This is a genomic window from Sulfitobacter donghicola DSW-25 = KCTC 12864 = JCM 14565, from assembly GCF_000622405.1.
GTDB classification, from domain to species: Bacteria; Pseudomonadota; Alphaproteobacteria; order Rhodobacterales; family Rhodobacteraceae; genus Sulfitobacter; species Sulfitobacter donghicola.
In genome coordinates, this window is sequence record NZ_JASF01000005.1 from 2,003,798 (window position 1) to 2,023,274 (window position 19,477).

At 55.2% G+C, this 19,477-nt stretch carries 20 protein-coding genes; 8 read left to right on the top strand and 12 right to left on the bottom strand.

The window, feature by feature from the left end; translation table 11 throughout:
• Positions 1 to 245: 245 nt before the first annotated feature.
• The 5 genes from Z948_RS0110860 (at position 246) to Z948_RS0110880 (ending at position 6,856) form a co-directional block, all read left to right on the top strand.
• The gene (locus Z948_RS0110860; protein WP_025059592.1) at positions 246 to 1,490 is read left to right on the top strand and encodes an imelysin family protein; all 1,245 of its coding nucleotides are present in this window, start codon (positions 246 to 248) and stop codon (positions 1,488 to 1,490) included.
• Positions 1,491 to 1,508: 18 nt separating this feature from the next.
• Positions 1,509 to 3,026 (top strand): di-heme oxidoreductase family protein, encoded by a 1,518-nt coding sequence (locus tag Z948_RS0110865; protein WP_425427154.1) that lies wholly within the window; start codon positions 1,509 to 1,511, stop codon positions 3,024 to 3,026.
• Position 3,027: 1 nt separating this feature from the next.
• Complete coding sequence (locus Z948_RS0110870; RefSeq protein WP_025059594.1) at positions 3,028 to 4,101, top strand: imelysin family protein; 1,074 nt, start codon at positions 3,028 to 3,030, stop codon at positions 4,099 to 4,101.
• Positions 4,102 to 4,141: 40 nt separating this feature from the next.
• Positions 4,142 to 5,173, top strand: a complete 1,032-nt coding sequence (locus Z948_RS0110875) for a DUF1513 domain-containing protein (protein ID WP_052033186.1) — start codon at positions 4,142 to 4,144, stop codon at positions 5,171 to 5,173.
• Positions 5,174 to 5,293: 120 nt separating this feature from the next.
• Positions 5,294 to 6,856: a sulfatase family protein gene (locus Z948_RS0110880; RefSeq protein WP_025059596.1), complete on the top strand. Its 1,563-nt coding sequence runs from the start codon at positions 5,294 to 5,296 to the stop codon at positions 6,854 to 6,856.
• A 4-nt stretch (positions 6,857 to 6,860) separates the two neighbouring features.
• Here the strand turns inward: Z948_RS0110880 and Z948_RS0110885 are convergent, their stop codons facing one another.
• The 9 genes from Z948_RS0110885 to hmgA form a co-directional block, all read right to left on the bottom strand.
• Entirely contained in the window at positions 6,861 to 7,529 is a 669-nt protein-coding gene (locus tag Z948_RS0110885) for a dioxygenase family protein (RefSeq protein ID WP_025059597.1), read from the bottom strand.
• 3 nt (positions 7,530 to 7,532) lie between these two features.
• On the bottom strand, positions 7,533 to 8,132 hold the full coding sequence (locus tag Z948_RS0110890; protein WP_025059598.1) for a dioxygenase family protein: 600 nt from the start codon (positions 8,130 to 8,132) through the stop codon (positions 7,533 to 7,535).
• A gap of 120 nt (positions 8,133 to 8,252) precedes the next feature.
• On the bottom strand, positions 8,253 to 8,870 hold the full coding sequence (maiA, locus tag Z948_RS18035) for a maleylacetoacetate isomerase (RefSeq protein ID WP_037952214.1): 618 nt from the start codon (positions 8,868 to 8,870) through the stop codon (positions 8,253 to 8,255).
• Positions 8,867 to 9,046 carry a DUF2783 domain-containing protein gene (locus Z948_RS0110900; protein ID WP_037952217.1) on the bottom strand — a complete coding sequence of 60 codons (180 nt, stop codon included), beginning with the start codon at positions 9,044 to 9,046 and terminating at the stop codon, positions 8,867 to 8,869. The genes maiA and Z948_RS0110900 overlap by 4 nt, the downstream gene beginning before the upstream one ends.
• A 2-nt stretch (positions 9,047 to 9,048) precedes the next feature.
• Entirely contained in the window at positions 9,049 to 10,668 is a 1,620-nt protein-coding gene (locus Z948_RS0110905; protein WP_025059600.1) for an FAD-dependent oxidoreductase, read from the bottom strand.
• A 68-nt stretch (positions 10,669 to 10,736) separates the two neighbouring features.
• On the bottom strand, positions 10,737 to 11,687 hold the full coding sequence (locus tag Z948_RS0110910; protein WP_025059601.1) for an MBL fold metallo-hydrolase: 951 nt from the start codon (positions 11,685 to 11,687) through the stop codon (positions 10,737 to 10,739).
• Positions 11,688 to 11,751: 64 nt separating this feature from the next.
• Positions 11,752 to 13,005 carry a fumarylacetoacetase gene (gene fahA, locus Z948_RS0110915; RefSeq protein ID WP_025059602.1) on the bottom strand — a complete coding sequence of 418 codons (1,254 nt, stop codon included), beginning with the start codon at positions 13,003 to 13,005 and terminating at the stop codon, positions 11,752 to 11,754.
• 42 nt (positions 13,006 to 13,047) lie between these two features.
• Positions 13,048 to 13,227: a hypothetical protein gene (locus tag Z948_RS0110920; protein ID WP_025059603.1), complete on the bottom strand. Its 180-nt coding sequence runs from the start codon at positions 13,225 to 13,227 to the stop codon at positions 13,048 to 13,050.
• Positions 13,227 to 14,588 (bottom strand): homogentisate 1,2-dioxygenase, encoded by a 1,362-nt coding sequence (gene hmgA, locus Z948_RS0110925; protein ID WP_025059604.1) that lies wholly within the window; start codon positions 14,586 to 14,588, stop codon positions 13,227 to 13,229. The genes Z948_RS0110920 and hmgA overlap by 1 nt, the downstream gene beginning before the upstream one ends.
• A 71-nt stretch (positions 14,589 to 14,659) precedes the next feature.
• Between hmgA and Z948_RS0110930 the strand changes: the two genes are divergently transcribed.
• On the top strand, positions 14,660 to 15,091 hold the full coding sequence (locus Z948_RS0110930; RefSeq protein WP_025059605.1) for a MarR family winged helix-turn-helix transcriptional regulator: 432 nt from the start codon (positions 14,660 to 14,662) through the stop codon (positions 15,089 to 15,091).
• Between the two features lie 57 nt (positions 15,092 to 15,148).
• On the opposite strand, the gene Z948_RS0110935 is transcribed toward Z948_RS0110930, so the two are convergent.
• From Z948_RS0110935 to Z948_RS0110945, 3 genes are all read right to left on the bottom strand, one after another.
• Entirely contained in the window at positions 15,149 to 15,628 is a 480-nt protein-coding gene (locus Z948_RS0110935; RefSeq protein WP_025059606.1) for a copper chaperone PCu(A)C, read from the bottom strand.
• A gap of 70 nt (positions 15,629 to 15,698) precedes the next feature.
• Positions 15,699 to 16,046: a hypothetical protein gene (locus Z948_RS0110940; RefSeq protein ID WP_025059607.1), complete on the bottom strand. Its 348-nt coding sequence runs from the start codon at positions 16,044 to 16,046 to the stop codon at positions 15,699 to 15,701.
• A 171-nt stretch (positions 16,047 to 16,217) separates the two neighbouring features.
• The gene (locus Z948_RS0110945; protein ID WP_025059608.1) at positions 16,218 to 17,288 is read right to left on the bottom strand and encodes a Do family serine endopeptidase; all 1,071 of its coding nucleotides are present in this window, start codon (positions 17,286 to 17,288) and stop codon (positions 16,218 to 16,220) included.
• A gap of 136 nt (positions 17,289 to 17,424) precedes the next feature.
• On the opposite strand from Z948_RS0110945, the gene Z948_RS0110950 reads away from it, so the two are divergent.
• Positions 17,425 to 18,096 carry a winged helix-turn-helix domain-containing protein gene (locus Z948_RS0110950; protein ID WP_025059609.1) on the top strand — a complete coding sequence of 224 codons (672 nt, stop codon included), beginning with the start codon at positions 17,425 to 17,427 and terminating at the stop codon, positions 18,094 to 18,096.
• Entirely contained in the window at positions 18,093 to 19,427 is a 1,335-nt protein-coding gene (locus Z948_RS0110955) for a sensor histidine kinase (RefSeq protein ID WP_025059610.1), read from the top strand. The genes Z948_RS0110950 and Z948_RS0110955 overlap by 4 nt, the downstream gene beginning before the upstream one ends.
• Positions 19,428 to 19,477: the final 50 nt, after the last annotated feature.

Sequence of the window (19,477 nt, forward strand, 5' to 3'; positions counted from 1 at the left end):
GAGAAAAAAGCGGGGAGGGAAGTGAAAAACCACTTGCCTGACAAATTTACTCAGGTTAACTCGGGCCCAAGAAAATACCAGATTCCTTTTTGGTGCTTGAACGGGGGTTCGATAGCATTGGGTGAAATATCCCGTTGTATATATCGAGATTTCTTTGAGCATCCGAGGGGATGGGTATCGCCAATTCCTAGGCCAATTTCTTTGTTCAAGTATTGGCTTTTGCACATATATTTTGGGATCATGATATGAAAAAGACACTTCTTTCCTTCTGCTCCATCGCAGCATTATCGACGGCCGCGCAAGCCGCTGATGAGGCCGCTGTTGTGAGCCACTATGGCGACATCGCTTTGGCTGGTTACGAGGATAGCCTGACAACGGCAAAAAGCCTGAAGGCCGCTGTAGACGCATTCGTTTCCGCACCTACGGAGGAGAACCTGGCCGCGGCAAAAACGGCATGGCTTGCTGCGCGTGTGCCGTATCAGCAGACTGAAGCCTTCCGTTTTGGAAACCCGTCTGTTGATGAATGGGAAGGCAAGGTGAACGCTTGGCCGCTCGATGAAGGGTTGATTGACTATGTCGATCCAACTTTTGGTGGTAACGACGAAAACCCTTACTCGCTGGCGAATATCGTTGCGCACCCAACGGTCGAGGTTTCGGGCCAAACATTGGATGCCACCAAAATCACACCAGCGGTTTTGCAGCAGCTGCATGAATTTGACGGCATCGAAGCGAATGTTGCGACGGGCTATCACGCCATCGAATTCCTTCTGTGGGGGCAGGACCTGAACGGAACGGATGCAGGTGCGGGGAAACGTCCAGCTTCTGATTTTGATGTTGAAAATTGCACAGCTGAAAATTGTGATCGCCGTGCAGATTATCTGGTTGCAGCGACCGAACTGCTGATTGCGGATCTGGAAGATGCAATTGCCCTTTGGGTTGAAGGTGGCCAAGCGCGCCAAGATTTGGTTGCGGGCGACGGTATTGTGATGGCCTTCACCGGTATCGGCTCGCTATCTTATGGTGAGCAAGCAGGCGAGCGGATGAAGCTAGGCCTGTTGTTGCACGATCCCGAAGAAGAGCATGATTGCTTTTCCGACAACACACACAACAGCCACTACTACGATGGTTTAGGTATTCGTAACGTTTACACAGGTCGTTACGTGCGCACGGATGGTTCCGTTATCGAGGGCCCATCCTTGTATGACTACGTGGCCGAGCGCGACCAAGGTCTGGCAGACAACCTATTGGCAGATATGGACGCAACGATGAAAAGCCTTGATGCGATCAGAGCATCGGCAGATGCAGGTCAGGCTTATGATCAGCTGTTGGCGTCTGGTAACGATGAAGGCAATGCGCTAATCCAGAAAGCGATTGATGGATTGGTTGCTCAAACACGTAATATCGAGCGGGCAGTCGAGGTTGCAGGCCTTGAAGGTGTAACTGTTGAGGGTTCCGATAGTCTCGACAACACAGCGGCTGTATTTGAATAAAAAGGACGCGCAATGACTATGCGCCATGTAGGGCTATTATCTTTCTTTTTGACCGCCGCTGGATCACCCGTATTCGCGGACGGCTGGGGAGAGCCCCACTTGGACATTGTGCCTAGAACACAGGTTGAGGCGGAGCGTATTTCTAACGCTACCGCCTCAACAGATACCTTTGAAACAGCCGAGAAATTCGAAACGCATCCAGCTGGCAAAGCGACAAAGTTTGGCATCAAAACCAAAGACGCGTTTTCCTTTGCCTCTGCCAATATGACGTTCGAACGCGAACTGGATTTCAAAGTCGGAAACGGGTTCTTTCGCAAGCTTTGGGTCACGGCCCCTGCTTCGACAGTCAGTAGCGATGGTTTGGGCCCCCTGTTTAATGCGCGCGCATGCCAGCGCTGCCACATCAAAGATGGGCGGGGGCATCCGCCAGAGGATCACTCGGACACGGGTGTTTCCATGTTCTTGCGGGTTTCCATTCCAAAGTCGTTCAGTGATCTGGATGACGAAACCTTGAAATATCTGGCAAATGCGCCAGAGCCGACCTACGGCACGCAGCTTCAGGATAAATCCATTGCAGGCATCCCCGCTGAAGGGCGAATGGAGATATCTTACGAAACGGTTTCCGTGACCATGGGCGATGGCAGCACTGTTGATTTGCGCAAACCGACCTATACCTTCACCGACGTGGCATATGGTGACCTGCACCCGCAGACGCAGCTAAGCCCGCGTGTGACGCCTCAGATGATCGGCCTTGGCCTGCTCGAAGCGATCCCAGAGGCCGATATTTTGGCTTTGGCTGATCCCGATGACGCTGACGGTGACGGGATTTCCGGTAAGGCCAATCGTGTTTGGTCGGGCGAGTTTGATCAGTGGATGTTGGGGCGCTTTGGGTTAAAGGCGGGTGCGCCAACGATCAAAGCGCAATCAGCAGGTGCCTTTTCCGGTGATTTGGGGCTGTCGACATCACTGCATCCAGCTGGCTGGGGTGAATGTACTGGCGCTCAGAGCGATTGCCGATTGGCGCCTGATGGTAGCAGCCCAACCGACCAGTTAGAGGTAAGCGACGAAGTGCTGGACCTCGTGACATTTTATTCCCGCAATCTGGCGGTTCCTGCGCGTAGGGATTTAGACGATCCTCAAGTGCTGCGCGGTAAAGAGCTGTTTTATCAAACCGGTTGTGTGTCATGTCACCAGCCGAAATTCGTGACGCACCGCCTTGAAAACCAACCCGAGCAGAGTTTCCAGCTGATCTGGCCCTATAGTGATATGTTGTTGCACGATATGGGCGAAGGATTGGCCGACAACCGCCCAGAGTGGGAGGCGACAGGGCGCGAATGGCGCACCGCACCTCTTTGGGGCATCGGGCTTACGCAAACTGTTAGCGGCCACACAAACTTCCTGCATGACGGCAGGGCGCGCTCGCTTTTGGAGGCCATCCTGTGGCATGGCGGAGAGGCAGAGCCTGCACGTGAAACTGTACGACAAATGAGTGCGGAAGATCGTGACGCGCTTATCACCTATCTGGAGTCTCTCTGACATGATCCGATCTATCCTAGCTGTTGTTGCGACTTTGGCAGCTACCGCGTGTTGGGCGCAGGAAGGTAGCGCGTATAACGAAGAGCTTGGCCTGCCGTATTGGGCGCCGGGGCGGGGTGAGGTAGACCACGAGGCCCTGCGCCGCCGTTCGCTGGCGGTGTTAGAGGGGCAGTATTCTGCTTTTGCAGGGGCAACGAAAGACTTCGCAGAGGCAACACAGGATTATTGCAACGCTGAGATATCTCGCGAAGAAATTATTAATGGGTTTGAAAACGTCTGGCTGACATGGGCGCCGCTGGATAGTTACCAATTCGGCCCTGCCGAGCAAAGCGGCGCGGTTCTTTCGATTAACTTTTGGCCCGACAAAAAGAACTTTGTGGGCCGCGCGTTGAAAAGCATCATGGCGCAACCCTCTGTGGCCCAACGATCTGGACAGGCCGTGGCCTCAGGATCGGCCGCTGGCCAAGGGTTGCCCGCAATCGAGCGCCTTTTGTTTACGGATATCCCCACGTGCCCTGCTATCATTGGGGTTTCTGCGGTTTTGCATCAAACGGCAGAGCAGCTTTATGATGATTGGTTTGACGTGGATGGTTGGGCTGATCTTATCCGTGCTGCGGGGCCGGAAAATCCTGTGTACCTATCCAACGAGGAGTTTACCAAGACCCTTTATACCGCGTTGGATTTCGGCCTGATCCGCATTTCCGAACAACGATTGGGGCGCCCGATGGGCACGTATGACCGGACCTTCCCCAAACGTGCAGAGGCGTGGCGCTCTGGACTGACGGGAAGGATCGTTTCGGCCCAGCTGAACGGGTTTGCCCAGATGATCCGTTCGGGTTTTGCCGGAGATTTGCGAGATCCTGATCGGGCTTGGATTTTGGAACTGGTCGGGCAAGCCGAAGGCCGTCTGGCGGAAATTCCTGTTTCGATTTCCGAAGCTGTGAAAACACCGCAAGGCCGTTTTCGGGTTGAGCTATTGCAGACCAAGATAGATGAAATCCGCCACGCGCTGGCCGAAGATATTGGCCCTGGATTAGGGGTTGATACGGGCTTTAGTCCAGCAGACGGGGATTAAGGTGCTTAGGCGGCAGTTTCTCGCGGCAGGTGCAGCGAGCATGGTTGCGGGGCTGACATGGGCCGATGTCGGCGCGCCGTCGTTTCTGACAGCTGCGATAGATCGCAATAACAACGCATGGCTGATCGGGCTCTCTGGGACAGGTGATAAGCTGTTCCAATTGCCGCTTCCTTCGCGGGGGCATGCCGCCGCTGCTCATCCGACACAGCCAGTCGCCGTTGCCTTTGCGCGCCGTCCAGGGCGGTTTGCGATCATCGTCGATTGCACATCAGGCCAAGAGGTTGCGCGGCTTAACGCGCCAAACGGGCTGCATTTTTACGGACATGGTGCGTTTTCGGCAGATGGTAATCTGTTGCTGACCACCGAGAACGCCTATGAGGAAGGCGTTGGGCGCATCGGTGTTTGGGATGTGCAGGGCGGATGCAAACGAATTGGTGAACTGCCCTCTGGTGGGGTTGGCCCGCATGAGATCATTCGCCTGAACAATGGAAGCTTTGCCGTTGCAAACGGCGGAATACTGACCCACCCAGACAGCGGCCGCAGCAAGCTAAACCTGCCCACAATGCGCTCAAATCTAACCTATCTAAGTGCCCAAGGCGCGATAGAGGCGATCATCGAGCCACCAGAAGAATTCAGGCAAAACTCAATTCGCCATATTGATGCGAACGCGGATCAAAGCATTGCGATCGCGCTACAGTGGCAGGGGGATCCGCGCAAAAACGTACCAGTTGCGGCATTGGCAAAACCGGATGGATCGTTGGCGTTTCTCGATCACCCCGATACGGCCCGTCTAAAGCATTATGGCGGATCGGTTGCGATGTCGTCAGGTGGTGAGGCTTTCTATGTGACAGGCCCCAAGGGCAATTGGGTTTTGACCTTTGATGTGGCAACGGGTGCGCCGATTGCGGGGTTTGAGGTTCCGTTGGCCAGCGGTGTTGCGGCATTAGACGCTGGCGTGGCCATGACCTCAAAATCAGGGTTATCCTATCTGGAGGGCGGGCAGCTTCGCAGCGTTGAAACTGGCGGTGATATGACGTGGGATAATCACTTGGTCCGCTTGACGCATCTATAGACCCTCACAAGGCGGCTTTGTCCATTTTGTACGCTCAACGCGTGCCATTAGCGATTGTTTAGGCTGGTGGCAGAAAACCAATGCCGCTACCGTTCTAGTCCCGAGATGTGGAGTAGTCGCGTGAAAAAGAAACCAAATTTTCTCTATATCATGACGGATCAGCACCGTGCTGACTGGTTAGGCTGTATGGGGCATCCTGTGGTGAAAACACCCCATATTGATGCGCTTGCCGCGAGCGGAACGGTGTTTGACGATTTTCACGTGGCAACGCCAGTTTGTATGCCGAACCGAGCGTCGTTTATGACAGGGCGAATGCCCAGTTTGCACGGGCTGCGCCACAATGGCTGCACGTTACCAATGCGGGCGAACACCTTTGTGGATGTGTTGGCAGCGGGCGGCTATCGCACGGCGAGTATTGGCAAAAGCCACCTGCAACCTTTCTTGGCGCAATCCAGCGGGCGGCCTGATGACCCAGAGGAAAGGATGATCCAAGAGGCATGGAAACCCGAAGAGGGGAACTTTGATCAGGAGCAGCCAGACAATTATGATGATGATCTGCTTTATGAGGTGAAAACCCCCTATTACGGCTTTCAACATGTGGAAACAGTCACCCGTCATGGTGACAAATGCGGTGGCCATTACGAGCAGTGGTTTCGCCAAAACTGCCCTGATTGGCAGGCGAAACATGACCCCTCAAACGAATTGCCCCATGATTATAGCTGCCCTCAGGCATATCGCACTCCGATCCCCGAAGAATATTATCCAACGAGTTGGATTGGTGATCGTGGTGTCGAATACCTAAAGTCGAAAGCGGATCAGGATGATCCGTTCTTTGCTTTTGTGTCCTTTCCAGATCCTCACCATCCCTTTAATCCTCCGGGTAAATATTGGGATATGTATTCCCCAGATCAGTTTGACCCCGATCTTCCCTATTCGGCTCATAAAAACCCGTCCCCGCCGATGGAGTTTTTGACAAAGCGCTGGCAAAACGGAGAGGGGCCAGAGCTGCCGCAAATTGCATTCCGTACAGACCGGCACCACATCCAAGAGGCAATGGCCCTGACTGCAGGCATGATCACGATGATCGACGATCAGGTCGGAAAACTGGTCGCTGCGTTGAAAGAGACAGACCAATACGAAAACACGGTCATCATCTTTAATTCCGATCATGGGGATTACTTGGGCGACTTTGATTTGCTTTTCAAAGGGGCCTTGCCAATGCGGTCGGTCACACGGGTGCCGATGATCTGGTCAGACGCGGGCCAAGATACAATCGCGCGTACCGATGCGATGGCCAACACATTGGATATATCGGCAAGCATTCTGGAACGCGCAGGTCTTGCGCCATATAATGGTATCCAAGGGGAAAGCTTTTTGGAGTGTTTGCACGCAAACACAGCGCACCGGCCGGATTTGTTTCTGGAATATAACGACAGCGGTTCGCGGTTGGGGTTCCAGCCACCTGCGCGGGTGCGTTCGCTAAGGAATAAAGAATGGCGCTTCACCACCTATCAAACCGAAGATTGGGGCGAGTTGTATGATCTGGTCAATGATCCGCGTGAGACAACCAATCTATGGGATGATCCCGCCTATCGGGATATCAAGGCATCCTTGTCCTTAAGGATGATTGATCACCTGACTGATCAAATGGATAAAAGCCCGCTTGCCACCAAACGGGCCTGATCTGCTATTCAAAATAGGTTGCGTTGCGCCCACCGATCACGATGTCAAAATCATAAGCTTCCTCAACATCCGCGGCCCCCACATCGCGCGGCCTGCCAATGTTTCGCTCAAAAGAGTCGCCCATCAAAATAGCCATCGGATCACTGGCGTTGTTCGGCTCATCCGGAAAATACATCTGTGTAATCAGCCGCGATGATCCGCCACTGACCGAGAGGTGGATGTGTTTTGGGCGCCAACGTCCAATGTCAGGCCGCGCCAGATACGCCCCTGGGCTGATCGCCCAAAAACGGTAGTTGCCATTTTCATCCGTTACCACCCGTCCCATCCCCAAATGGTTTTCATCCAGCCGGATGTCAGAGAGGTCTTCAATATGGCGGTAGCGGCCATAGTGATTGGCGCTCCATATTTCCAACAAGGCGTGGCGCAGGGGGGCGCCGCTTTGGGTTCGTACTGTGCCTGTCACTTCGATGGGGACACCATCGGCGCGGGGGCGGTCAGGGGCGGTTCGGGTCATGTCCCATTCATGCGGGTTGGTCGCATAGCGCGCTGGCACAACGGGAACAAAGCTATCCCGCGCGGTCTGGGGAATCCTGCGCAGGGGCTGGCGCGGGGTGCGTTGATCAGAGGTGTTGTCGGTAGGGCCGATGCCCAGAATACGTCCTTTGGGGGTCATGTCTCAGCTCTCCAGATCATCGAAGAAAGGTGTTTCGCCAGCGCCTGCCATGATGATGTCAAAGATATAGACTTCCTCGCCCTTTGCGGTCCGCCCGTCATGCCGCGAGATGAGTTTTGGCGCATCGTCCCCCACAGACAAAAGGACAGGATCAGAGGCATTCATCGTTTGGTTTTCGAAAAACATCTGGGTGACGATGCGGCTGATGCCGTCCGAAAAGATTGTGATCGTGATGTTCGGTGCTCGCCCGTCCGCCGCGCCTGGCATGATCGTGCGGAATTCGTATTCGCCAGATGCCGTTCGTTGGCGGCCGTAGCCGTCGAACCACGGATCAATGTCCTCTTCGCCCATAGTTGCAGGTGTTCGGTAGATGCCTTTGGCATTGGCCTGCCAAAACTCCAAAATTGCGCCATTCGCCAGATCACCATGGCGATCCAGAACACGGCCCCGCAAGATGATCGGCGTTCCCGAGGCTTGGCCCACAATGCCAGCGTCAAATCTGGTCAGGTTCTCCAAAGCAGGCATTTGGAAATAGATTGGGAAATAGGGGCCGCAGGTGTCCTCATTAGTCGGAGGAAGGGAGTTCTTCATTTCCTGTGTCATTGCGGCTCCTGTTTTGCTTGCTCATCACATCAGCTTTCCGATGTTTTGTATATCAAACAGTGTTTTTGCGGAAGGGGCGTAAGCGTAAGTTCAGAGGTGGCGATCAAAGGGTGGGTTGAATTACCGATCGGGATGCGCGGCCATGAACGCCGGATGTTGCGCACAAGCAGCCTCAACGCCAATAATCCTCTTGCAAGAGGCATAATCAGCCCCCCAGCGTTTGGCGTTATAAATCTGAGGCATCAGAACGATGTCCGCCAAACTCGGCTGATCGCCGCAACAATAGGGCGATTGTTCAAATCCATCGAGAAGCGCCTCAAAGGCGGCCATGCGCGGCGCGATGAAATGGCGCATCCAATTGGTGCGCGCAGGCTCTTCACCCTTGGTGGCAAAGCTGGCGACGGACAAGTTGCACACGGGGTGCAGATCAACGGCGATTGCATGGGCAAGGGCCTTTTGGCGAGCACGTTCAAAGGGATCGTTTGGCAGCAGGCCCAAGTTTCGCGTTTGATCGAGGTATTCGAGGATTGCCAAGGACTGCGTTAGGCGGTGACCGTCGATATCCAGCACAGGCACAAAACCTTGTGGATTGCGCGCTAGGTGTTCCGCCCCTAGGTGGTCTTTTGCCAATAGGTCGACAGTCTCGATCCGATAATCAATGCCCGCCATATTCAATGCGATCCGAAGGCGGTAGCTGGCGGATGACTTGGGGTAATCCCACAGAACGACTTCGCTCATTTCGCGGCTTCTAGGGCTTGGGAAATTACGTCTCGATCCCCGATGTGATTGGCCAGCGTGAGGATCAGCCGCGCGTTAAACGCATCGCTTTGCTCTTTGGTCATACCCTCATGGGCGGCAATCAGCTCTTGGTAAAAGCCGTCAGGGTCGGGGATGTTCGGGGTTAGGTTCAGCATGATCAGCCCTTTCCGATTGCGGTTTGGATTGCAGCGGCAATTGCGCCTGCGTCAAAGTTGGCCCAGCGGGCGACCACATGTTGGTCAGGGCGAATGAGGTAAACGGCCTGCGCAGCACCGCCCAAATAGCGTGATTTGAGGGCGCCCGAGGGGCTTGGGATGTTCAGGGCCTTGGCTGTGATGCCGTGGGCGTCTACATCTGTGGCTGCGCATCCGATTGCCAATACGGTAAATCCTCCGCCAAGATGTTCTAGAACAAAACTGTCGCCAAAAGGCGCGTCGGGGCATGTCATGCCGGGTTGAGTGGCTTCAGGCCCGTTCAGGGCGTCCTCTCCAAACAGTGGAAAACCGACATAGTTACAAGGCACCGACAAGCGGCCAGAGTTTACCAAAGGACGTGCAAAGGCGTGCTTGTTGGCCAGCTCTAGTACCGCGTTGCGGAAGGATTTTGAGACCTCAGATTTCGGTGTCAGGAAATCGGTCGCGCGGGTTGAGTTGAGGATGTTCTCATCCGCACCATGCTCGCGTTCGGTGGCATAGGTGTCCAGGAGACTATCGTCAGCCAAACCTTTCAGAACCAAATCCAATTTCCAAGCGAGGTTATCTGTGTCTTGCACGCCTGAGTTCGCGCCGCGCGCCCCAAAGGGGGAAACCTGATGCGCGCTATCGCCTGCAAAGATCACATTGCCATGGCGGAACTTTTCCATCCTGCGGCATTGGAAGGTATAGATGGATGTCCACTCCAACTCGTATTGCGGGACTTCGCCAGCCTGAGAGGCCAGCATCGCGTCGACGCGGGCGCGAATGCGGTCTGGGTCTAGCTCGTGATCGCGGTCAATGTCCCAGCCAAGCTGAAAGTCGATGCGCCAGATGTCGTCGGGTTGTTTGTGCAGCAGGGCGGATTGGCCGCTGCCCTTGAAGGGGGGCTCGAACCAGAACCAGCGTTCGGTGGGGAAGTCGGCCTTCATATGGACGTCAGCGATGAGGAAGTTGTCCTCAAACACCCGCCCGTCAAAGGTAAGGCCCATCATGTCGCGGATCGGTGAACGCGCGCCGTCACAAGCGATGAGATAGTCGGCCTCGATCTGATAAGGGCCGTCAGGTGTGTCAACTGTGAGGGTGCTAAAATCGCCATGGTTCTCAACGGCAGTAACACAGTTGCGGCCCCGAATTTCGATTGGCGCGCCTTTTGCCTGTGCGTCAGTGATCGCATCAACAAAGTATTTTTCAAAATAGGGCTGCTGAAGGTTGATAAAGGCGGGGTTGCGGTGGCCGTCTTCTGGCAGAAGATTGAAATCAAACACCTTACGGTCATCATGAAAAACTTTGCCGACGTTCCAGACAACACCTTTGTCCACCATCGCCTGACCCGCCCCCATGCGGTTGGCAATGTCTAGGGTGCGTTTGGCAAAACAGATCGCCTTCGATCCAAGGCCCGCGCCGTCATGGTCATCCAGCACCAGCGCAGGCGTGCCCTTTAGCCCCAGATCAAGCGCCAGCGCGAGGCCAATAGGGCCGCCACCAACAATCACAACGGGATGGCGAACTGCTGCGCCGTCTTGGGCCTCTACCTTTTTGTAGGGGTAAAGTTTGAAAGCGGTTTGATACCGTGTTGCAACCATTGTGTGTCTCCCTTTCTGTGTTGCCTGCGCATCCGTCAAAATGCGCAGGCATTTCTTGTGTGCGGGCCTTAGCCTTGCAGTGCGGCCCACATTTCCAGATCGCGTTCGGCGGTCCAGATGCGGGGGTGGGTGATGCCGCGTGCTTCGTCATAGGCGCGGGCCACGTTGAACGGCAGGCAGTGTTCATAGATCGCGTAATCTGCGAACTTGGGGTCACATTCTGCGCGCACAGCGTCCCATGCTTGTTTCAGCGTGCCGCCTTGGGCCGCAACACGAGCAGCTGGGGCGTAAGTGGACTCGACGAAATCCCGTGTGCTTTCAATCGCGCGGTTCACGGCCTCTTTGCCGATCAACGCACCACCACGACCCGGCGCGATGGAGTTCACATCATAGGCTTTGATCGCGTCCAATGTGTTGCCCCAATCGGCAAAGTGGCCATCGCCGCAATAGCAGGCAGAATGGTCTTCGACGATGTCACCTGTGAACATGACGTTTTCGTCTGGCACGTGGATCACGATATCTCCGGCAGTGTGCGCACGACCAAGGTGCATCAGGTCAACGCGGCGGTTGCCAAGGTGCACGGTCATACGGTCGTTGAACGTGGTGGTCGGAAAGGTGAGGCCTGGAATGCTCTCGTGGCCCTCAAATAGACGCGGGAAGCGTTGGAATTCGCTGTCCCAATCTTCTTGGCCGCGCTCCATCACCATGCCACGGGCAGCCTCACCCATAATGATTTGCTCGGCGCCATAGGCCGAAGCACCCAAAACGCGCACAGCGTGATAGTGGGTCAACACAACATGGCTGATCGGCTTGTCCGTCACTTCACGCACTTTTTCGATGACTTTGTTGGCAAGGCGCGGGGTTGCCTGCGCCTCGACGATCATCACGCTTTCGTCGCCGATGATCACGCCCGAGTTCGGATCGCCCTCGGCGGTAAACGCCCAGAGGTCGCGGCCGATTTCGTCAAAGGTGATTTTCTTTTCTGTCATGTCCCCTTGGGACGCGAATGCTTTTGCCATTTTCGTGGCTCCTATTGTTGCGCTTGAGGCGTGAAGGCCACAAGCGGCGGATTTCGATGAAATGTTAGGGAAGTTTGACAGAGGGCAGGATGGTACCAACACAATCGCCAAATCCGATTTGGAACCCGTCACCTTTTGCTGCGCCGCGCAGTGTCATGGTGTCGCCGTCTTCGATAAACGTGCGGGTTTCGCCACCTTCAAGCGTGAAGGGTTCACGACCTGCCCATGAAACTTCCATCAACGAGCCGTATTCGGTTTTTGTCGGGCCAGAGATGGTGCCAGAGCCTAGCAGATCACCCGCGTTCATACCGCACCCACCGATGGCGTGGTGGCAGAGCTGCTCGGCAGCGGAATAATACATGCGGCTGTAGTTGGTTTTGCTCAGGCTGGTGGTGGTGTCAGAGCCGTTTGGCTTCATCAGAACTTCAAGCTCGATATCATACAGCCCGTCGATGGTGCTGTTCAGGTAGGGCAGTAGTTCTTTTTCACGTGGTGGTGTGGCTGTGCGAAACGGTTCCAGAGCGGCAGATGTCACGATCCAAGGCGAGATGGATGTGCCAAAGGCTTTGCCTTGGAAAGGCCCAAGCGGCTGGTATTCCCAGCCTTGGATGTCACGTGCGGACCAATCGTTCAGCAGAACGTAGCCAAAGATCATCTTGTCGGCTTCATCAACGGTGATTGGCTGGCCAAATTCGGAAGAGGTGCCAACAATGGCGCCCATTTCCAGCTCGATATCCAAACGTTTGGAGGGGCCAAAGGATGGCATTTCCGCATCAGGCGCCTTGGACTGGCCCAGTGGGCGGTGAATGTCCGTACCAGACACCACAACGGATGACGCGCGCCCGTTGTAACCGATCGGAATGTGCAGCCAGTTTGCGGGCAAATCAGGCGAGCCGCGCAGGATCGCGCCCATGTTCGCAGCGTGCTGACGTCCCGCATAGAAATCGGTGTATTCCGAAACGACCAGCGGCATTTCTAGGCTGGCATCCGCAAGAGGGACCAACAACGCCTCAACAGCGGATTGTTCGGACGCGCCTTCCGCGAGAAGCTGTTGCAAACGGGTACGTAGCGTGGCCCATGCTTCGGGGCCCAGTTCCATCAGGTCGTTCCAATAGGGGACGTCGAAAACAGGTTGATCAGCGATTTCGATCAGGCCTGCTTCTTCGGCGGCGTACATGTCTAGGATCATGTCACCAATCGCAACACCGCAGCGCGGCTCGACACCATCAATGGCGAAAACGCCGTAGGGTAGGTTGTTGAGCGGGAAAGGGGTGTTTGCGCTGTTTGCGCTTTCCACCCAAGATTTCATCAAAGTCATTGTTGTTCCTTAAGTCGTGGTGCCCCTGTGTTGCACCGTTATTCAATCGCCGCCACCGCAACCGCCGTCGCTGCCGCCATCGCTGTCGCCGAAATAGCCTGTGCCGCCGCCAGATTTGGTATTGTGATACCCCCTGCGAAAGCGGGAAGGCTTGTAATAGTCCCAAGCAATCCCGACACCGCAGAAGATGACAAATCCAATGATGGCCAGCGCTACTTCCATTATTTCTTACCCGGAGTGCCGTCGAATTTCTTTTCCAGATCGGTCCAGCAATCGATGTAATCATCCTGCAGTGGCGCTTGGGTCGCTGCAAATTGGGTCAGATGCTGTGGGAAGCGGGTTTCGAACATGAATGACATGGTGTTTTCCAGCTTCTCCGCCTCTAGGTCGGCGTTGGAAGCTCCTTCAAAGGCGGTTTTATCTGGCCCGTGCGGGATCATCATGTTGTGCAGGCTCATGCCACCGGGAATGAACCCTTCGGGTTTGGCGTCATAGATGCCAAAGATATTGCCCATCATCTCGGACATGACGTTTTTGTGGTACCATGGGGGGCGGAAGGTATCTTCGGCCACCATCCAGCGGTCGCGGAACAGAACAAAGTCGATGTTTGCTGTGCCTTCAACGCCAGAGTCTGCCGTCAGAACGGTAAATATGGATGGATCAGGGTGGTCAAACAGGATCGCGCCAACGGGGCAATAGGTGCGTAGGTCGTATTTGCAGGGGGCGTAGTTGCCGTGCCATGCGACCACGTCCAGCGGAGAATGCCCGATCTTTGTCTCGTGGAACTGACCTGCCCATTTGATCACAACAGTAGACGGCGTTTCGCGGTCTTCGAATGCGGCAACGGGCGTTTTGAAATCACGCGGGTTGGCCATGCAGTTAGCGCCGATAGGGCCACGACCAGGCAGGTGGAACTTTTGCCCGTAGTTTTCGCAGACGAAACCGCGCGCCGGCCCTTCCAGAACTTCAACGCGGTAGACGAGGCCACGCGGGATGATCGCAATTTCCTGTGGCTCGATGTCGATCACACCCAGCTCGGTTGCGAAACGCAGGCGGCCTTCCTGAGGGACAACCAGCAATTCGGAATCCGCCGAGTAGAAGTATTCGTCCTTCATAGATTCAGTCACAAGATAGATATGGCTGGCCATGCCAACCTGCGTGTTCACATCACCAGCGGTCGTCATCGTGCGCATCCCCGTCAGCCATGTCAGCGGCTTTTCGGAATGCGGGACGGGATCCCAGCGGTATTGGCCAAGGGAAATGACATCGGGGTCAACGTGTGGGGCGGATTTCCAGAACGGGAGGTCAATTTTTTCGAAACGGTGTGTGTGTTTGACCGATGGGCGAATGCGATAGCACCATGTCCGTTCGTTTTGGTGGCTGGGGGCGGTAAAGGCGGTGCCGCTCAACTGCTCTCCGTAGAGGCCATAGTTTACCCGTTGGGGAGAGTTCATCCCTTGGGGTAACGCGCCGGGTAGGGCCTCGGTTTCGAAATCATTCCCAAAGCCAGGCATATACCCTTCAGTGGTGCCAACAGGTGTGGCGGCAGATTGCAGGCCGTGCGGCGAAAGCTCTTTATTCATGAGAAACCCCTTTTACTGTTCGGGCGTGAATATTAGTTTGATTTGTAACTAACAAGCTGTAAGTTGGCCTGATGTCAGAAAACGAATTCAGCCTAGATCAGTTCCTTCCCTATGCGCTTAACAAGGCCGCAGAGGCGACAAGTGTTGGTTTTCAAAAGAACTATCGGCAAAAATACGGGATGCTGCGCACCGAATGGCGGGTGCTTTTCCATTTAGGTAATTACGGCCCGATGACCGCAAAAATGATTTGCGAACGCGCCAGCTTGCACAAAACCAAAGTCAGCCGCGCGGTCTCGGCATTGGAAAAGAAACGGTATCTGCTGCGGGAAACACAGCCAGAAGACCGCAGGCTAGAGGTTCTATCGCTGACGAAGTTAGGGGCGGGCGTTTACGCAGACCTTTATCAAGCTGCAAAAGCCTATGATGCGGCGCTAGAGGCTCATTTGACAGCTGAGGAGCGTGAAGTCCTGAACCGTTGCTTGGAGAAGATCACAAAATTATAGGCAGGCCGCTTTGCACTGGCCTGCCTATTTTTCGCAACCTTTGGGGCTTGGTATGCCTTAGTCGGTATGCTTCATCGCGCCATGATCATGTTCGCCGCGTTCTTCGATGTTGAACTGTACGGCCAATTCGCCGGCTTTTTCAAAAACCAGCGTTGCGTCCAGTTTTTCGCCTAGGATGAAGGACTTGTTGCCAAGGCCCATGAACATCACGTGCAGGCCGCCAGGCTTTAGGGTGACGGTTTCACCGGCAGGGATCGCGATGCCGTCTTGTTTGATCATGCGCGCAACGCCATTTGCATCGGTTTCGGAAAGGTGAAGCTCGATACGGGGAATATCGGCAACGCGAACGGCGATCAGTTTGTCATCCATGTCGGATGTGTTTTCGATCATCATATAGCCGCCGCCAACTTTGGCATTCTTGGCGGTGGCAAATGTTTTCGGGTGCATCACGCTGAGCGGGCCGACTTTGTAATCATGAGCAAAGGCAGCGGATGCGGTGATGATGGCTGCTGTTGCAGCAATGATGAGGTTTTTCATTGTTAGATATCCTGTAGAAACGCGTGCCAGATTGGCCGCAAAAGTTGACGTGTAAGATGTTTTTGGTGTGTCAGCTTTTTGGGGGCGCGCGTGCAGGATGGGGGTTGCGGATGGCATGGCCCTGCAACAAGGCGATATGCATCAGGGCCTTATTCGACAAAGCAGGCGCCAATGAGGGGCGCAAAACCTTAATCGCTTTCGGGCTGAGCATCGTCGCGGCGATTGTGCAGCTTGCACAGGTGCTGGAAGCCTGCCCTTGGGGATCGCCGCAAAGGTCTGATAGTTGTCCGCCAATCGCGAGGAACTGTGCCATCTCAGCAGAGATAGGTGCAGCAGTAACCTTATGAGCAAAGGGAACGCTGAGCAGCGCCAAGGTTATCAGCGCCAGCACAAACCTGTGCAAAGGGGTATGTCGCATTCTGCTCATCCCTGACCGAATACACTGGCATGTGGCGAGAGACCAGAACCGATGATGCGACATTCGCCCGCGCCAAAGCCCCGATGCTGGGGAAAGGCATCGGGGCTGGGTTCTTTGAGGGGGCAAAGAACGCATCCTGCGCGGATTTTGGAGGTCGCGCAGGAATTTGGTTTAGGCTTTTTGCGGTGCCAACGTGCCGATGGTAACGTCGAGCGTCAGCTCTTTGCCACGCCTCAACACGGTAACATTTGCCTTGTCATCGGGATCTTTGGCGGCAACGGCGCGGGTGAGATCGCGCAGCGCTTCGATTTGGGTTTCATCAAAGCTTAGGATGATATCACCTTTTTTCAGGCCAGCTTCTGCGGCGGGGCTATCTTTGGCGACAACATCAACGACAGCGCCCTTTGATTTCTCAAAGCCGAGCACCTCGGCGACCTCGTCGCTCATCGGGCGGATGCTGACACCTAGCCAGCCACGGGTCACGGTGCCGTCTTGGGCCAAATCCGCGACGACCTCTTGTACAACATCGGAAGGCACCGCAAAGCCGATCCCCACAGACCCGCCACCGGGAGAGATGATCGCGGTATTCACACCAATCACGTCACCATCGTTGTTAAACAGCGGCCCACCCGAATTACCACGGTTGATCGCGGCATCTGTTTGGATGAAGTCGTCATAAGGGCCAGAGTTGATATCGCGCGACTTCGCCGAAATAATGCCACTGGTTACGGTTGAACTAAGGCCAAAGGGATTGCCAACGGCAACAACTTCGTCCCCGACCCGCATGGTCTGGGAAGTGCCAAAGGAAACAAACGGCAGGTCCACCTCGGCGGTGATGGACAGCAATGCGATGTCCGTTGCCGGATCACTGCCCAGAACTTTGGCGTCAAAGGTGCGGCCATCGGCCATGGTCACTTCGACAGATTGCGCGCCCTCGACAACGTGGTGGTTGGTGACGATCTGCCCTTCTTCCGAGATGATAAAGCCAGACCCCAAACCGCCGCGCGGGGTTGCATCGGGGCGCTGTTGCTCAAAACGTCTGCGCAAACCTTTTGGCATATTGTCAGGCAGTTGCGATGTTGTTTCAGCCGTGCCGGTGACTTTGATAAAGACAACAGCGGGAGCTACTTCTTCGACAAGGTCGCCATAGCCGCCAGCGGGTACAGCCCAAGACAGGGCAGGCACCATGGCAAAAGACGCGGCCAGCGCGATGGGAGCGGATTTAGAAAGCAAAGATGTCATATTGGTCCTCGTGCATTTGTTTTGCGATTGAACCAAAGATGGGAGGCAAAGATTACGGGATAGCCCCCCAAGCCTATACAAAACTGTAATCCGCTGTGGGGTGCGATCTCTGGCTGGGAACGCTATATGGGGGTGTATGAAACTACTTGTAATCGAAGATGACAAAACAACGGGGGCCTATATCGCCAAGGGATTGCGCGAAGAAGGGCATGTTGTGGATCTGGTCGAGGATGGCCGCGCGGGGCTTCTTGCTGCGACAAGCGGTGATTATGATGTGATGATCGTGGACCGGATGATGCCGCATCTGGATGGGCTGACCGTTGTCAAAACACTGCGCGGGGCAGGCAACACAACGCCTGTATTGTTCCTGACGGCCATGTCATCAGTCGAGGATCGCATTGGCGGATTAAACGCTGGTGGCGATGACTATCTGGTAAAGCCGTTTGCGTTTGGCGAGTTGTCAGCGCGGGTCGCAGCCCTTGGTCGACGCCCTCAACCTGTTGAGCAAGAGACCGAGTTAAAGGCGGATGACCTGACGCTTGATCTGCTGACGCGAAAGGTCACGCGTGGCGGCGAAGACATCGACCTATTGCCGCGCGAATTTGCGCTGCTTGAATTTTTGCTGCGCCGCAAAGGGCGGGTTCAGACACGGACTATGTTGCTCGAAGGGGTGTGGGATTTATCCTTTGATCCGATGACAAATGTCGTGGAAACCCACGTCAGCCGCTTGCGGGCAAAGGTGGACAAGCCCTTTGCGACCGAGCTGATCAAAACCGTGCGTGGCTCGGGCTACCGGATCGACGGATGAGGCGGCTTTGGCGGTCCATGCAGATGCGGCTGGCATTGATGCTGGTTGTCTTGTTTACAACGGTGAGTTTGCTGAGCCTTGCCGCCAGCTATGCGTTTACGCGCGCCGCGTTTGAGCAATCAATCCGTGATGATCTGGCCCAAGATTTGGCAGGCTTTCGCGCAGCCCCATCGGCCCGTGCGGTGGCCTTGTTGGTGCAGGCTGAATCCGACGAGACCGATCCGGATCGTTTGGTCATCAGCTATGTCACCCGAAACGGCAGGATTTACGGCAACGGCGCTGTCGCGCGCGACGGTGAAGGATTTCACATCATTTCGCTCGAAGAGGGCGCAGCCGAACTAGATGGAGAATATCTGGCCCTGAGTGTCCGCCTGCATGGCGGAGGGCTAACGATTGCGCGCAGCCGCGCTGAGCTCGAAGGGTTACAGCCCGTTTTCCTGAATATCCTCTGGATTAGCCTTTTGCCGACGGTGCTGATTGCGCTTTCGGGGGGGTATATCCTTGCCCGTAGATCAGAGCGCCACGTTGAAGTGATCCGTTCGGCGCTGGAAAAGATCACGGGTGGTGATCTGGCGGCGCGGGTGGTGACGGGATCGCGGTGGTCGGATGATCTGTCTCGGATCGGAGCGGCGGTGAATGGCATGGCTGGCGCGCAAGAGAGGTCTGTCATGGCCTTGCGGCAGGTTTCGTCTGACATTGCCCATGATTTGAAAACACCTGTGCAACGTGTTTCTCTCAGGCTCGAAGAATTGGCGGGCATCGTAGATGATGCTGCCACCAGCAATCTGGTGGATGAAACGCGCGAAGAGGTGGCAGGCATTTCGGCGGTCTTTCAGTCGCTGCTACAACTTGCCCAAGTTGAAAATGGAGCTCTGCGAGAAGGGTTTGAACCCGTTGATCTCGCGCAGCTATGCCAAACGCTGATTGAAGTCTATGAACCCACGGCAATGGAACGGGGGCAGTCCTTGCGCTTTGTGGGGCCAGAATTCGCATCCGTCCAAGGTGAAAAGAACCTACTGGGGCAGGTTGTTGCCAACCTCATTGAAAATGCGCTGGGCCATACGCAGCAAGGGGCGGAAATAACCGTTTCCATCCAAGAGGAGGCAACAGGCGTTTCTTTGATAGTTGAGGATAATGGCCCAGGTATTCCAGAGGATGAAAAGGGGCGGGTAACCCAACGTTTGTACCGTCTGGACCGAAGCCGCAACACGCCGGGCAATGGGCTTGGGCTTAGTTTGGTTGATGGGGTGGCGCGTTTGCATGGTGCGGTGTTGAATCTAGAGGATGCTGACCCGGGCTTGCGGGTGTCCTTGCGTTTTCCGGCTTCTTGATAGGTCAGCTTCTTGCACTTCGCTGACGTGCAGTACAAATTGCGCCGGAT

Coding starts and splice junctions, on each gene's coding strand:
- Z948_RS0110860 (WP_025059592.1), top strand. CDS start 246: ATGAAAAAGACACTTCTTTCCTTCTGCTCCATCGCAGCATTATCGACG.
- Z948_RS0110865 (WP_425427154.1), top strand. CDS start 1,509: ATGCGCCATGTAGGGCTATTATCTTTCTTTTTGACCGCCGCTGGATCA.
- Z948_RS0110870 (WP_025059594.1), top strand. CDS start 3,028: ATGATCCGATCTATCCTAGCTGTTGTTGCGACTTTGGCAGCTACCGCG.
- Z948_RS0110875 (WP_052033186.1), top strand. CDS start 4,142: ATGGTTGCGGGGCTGACATGGGCCGATGTCGGCGCGCCGTCGTTTCTG.
- Z948_RS0110885 (WP_025059597.1), bottom strand. CDS start 7,529: ATGACCCCCAAAGGACGTATTCTGGGCATCGGCCCTACCGACAACACC.
- Z948_RS0110890 (WP_025059598.1), bottom strand. CDS start 8,132: ATGACACAGGAAATGAAGAACTCCCTTCCTCCGACTAATGAGGACACC.
- maiA (WP_037952214.1), bottom strand. CDS start 8,870: ATGAGCGAAGTCGTTCTGTGGGATTACCCCAAGTCATCCGCCAGCTAC.
- Z948_RS0110900 (WP_037952217.1), bottom strand. CDS start 9,046: ATGCTGAACCTAACCCCGAACATCCCCGACCCTGACGGCTTTTACCAA.
- Z948_RS0110905 (WP_025059600.1), bottom strand. CDS start 10,668: ATGGTTGCAACACGGTATCAAACCGCTTTCAAACTTTACCCCTACAAA.
- Z948_RS0110910 (WP_025059601.1), bottom strand. CDS start 11,687: ATGGCAAAAGCATTCGCGTCCCAAGGGGACATGACAGAAAAGAAAATC.
- fahA (WP_025059602.1), bottom strand. CDS start 13,005: ATGACTTTGATGAAATCTTGGGTGGAAAGCGCAAACAGCGCAAACACC.
- Z948_RS0110920 (WP_025059603.1), bottom strand. CDS start 13,227: ATGGAAGTAGCGCTGGCCATCATTGGATTTGTCATCTTCTGCGGTGTC.
- hmgA (WP_025059604.1), bottom strand. CDS start 14,588: ATGAATAAAGAGCTTTCGCCGCACGGCCTGCAATCTGCCGCCACACCT.
- Z948_RS0110930 (WP_025059605.1), top strand. CDS start 14,660: ATGTCAGAAAACGAATTCAGCCTAGATCAGTTCCTTCCCTATGCGCTT.
- Z948_RS0110935 (WP_025059606.1), bottom strand. CDS start 15,628: ATGAAAAACCTCATCATTGCTGCAACAGCAGCCATCATCACCGCATCC.
- Z948_RS0110940 (WP_025059607.1), bottom strand. CDS start 16,046: ATGCGACATACCCCTTTGCACAGGTTTGTGCTGGCGCTGATAACCTTG.
- Z948_RS0110945 (WP_025059608.1), bottom strand. CDS start 17,288: ATGACATCTTTGCTTTCTAAATCCGCTCCCATCGCGCTGGCCGCGTCT.
- Z948_RS0110950 (WP_025059609.1), top strand. CDS start 17,425: ATGAAACTACTTGTAATCGAAGATGACAAAACAACGGGGGCCTATATC.
- Z948_RS0110955 (WP_025059610.1), top strand. CDS start 18,093: ATGAGGCGGCTTTGGCGGTCCATGCAGATGCGGCTGGCATTGATGCTG.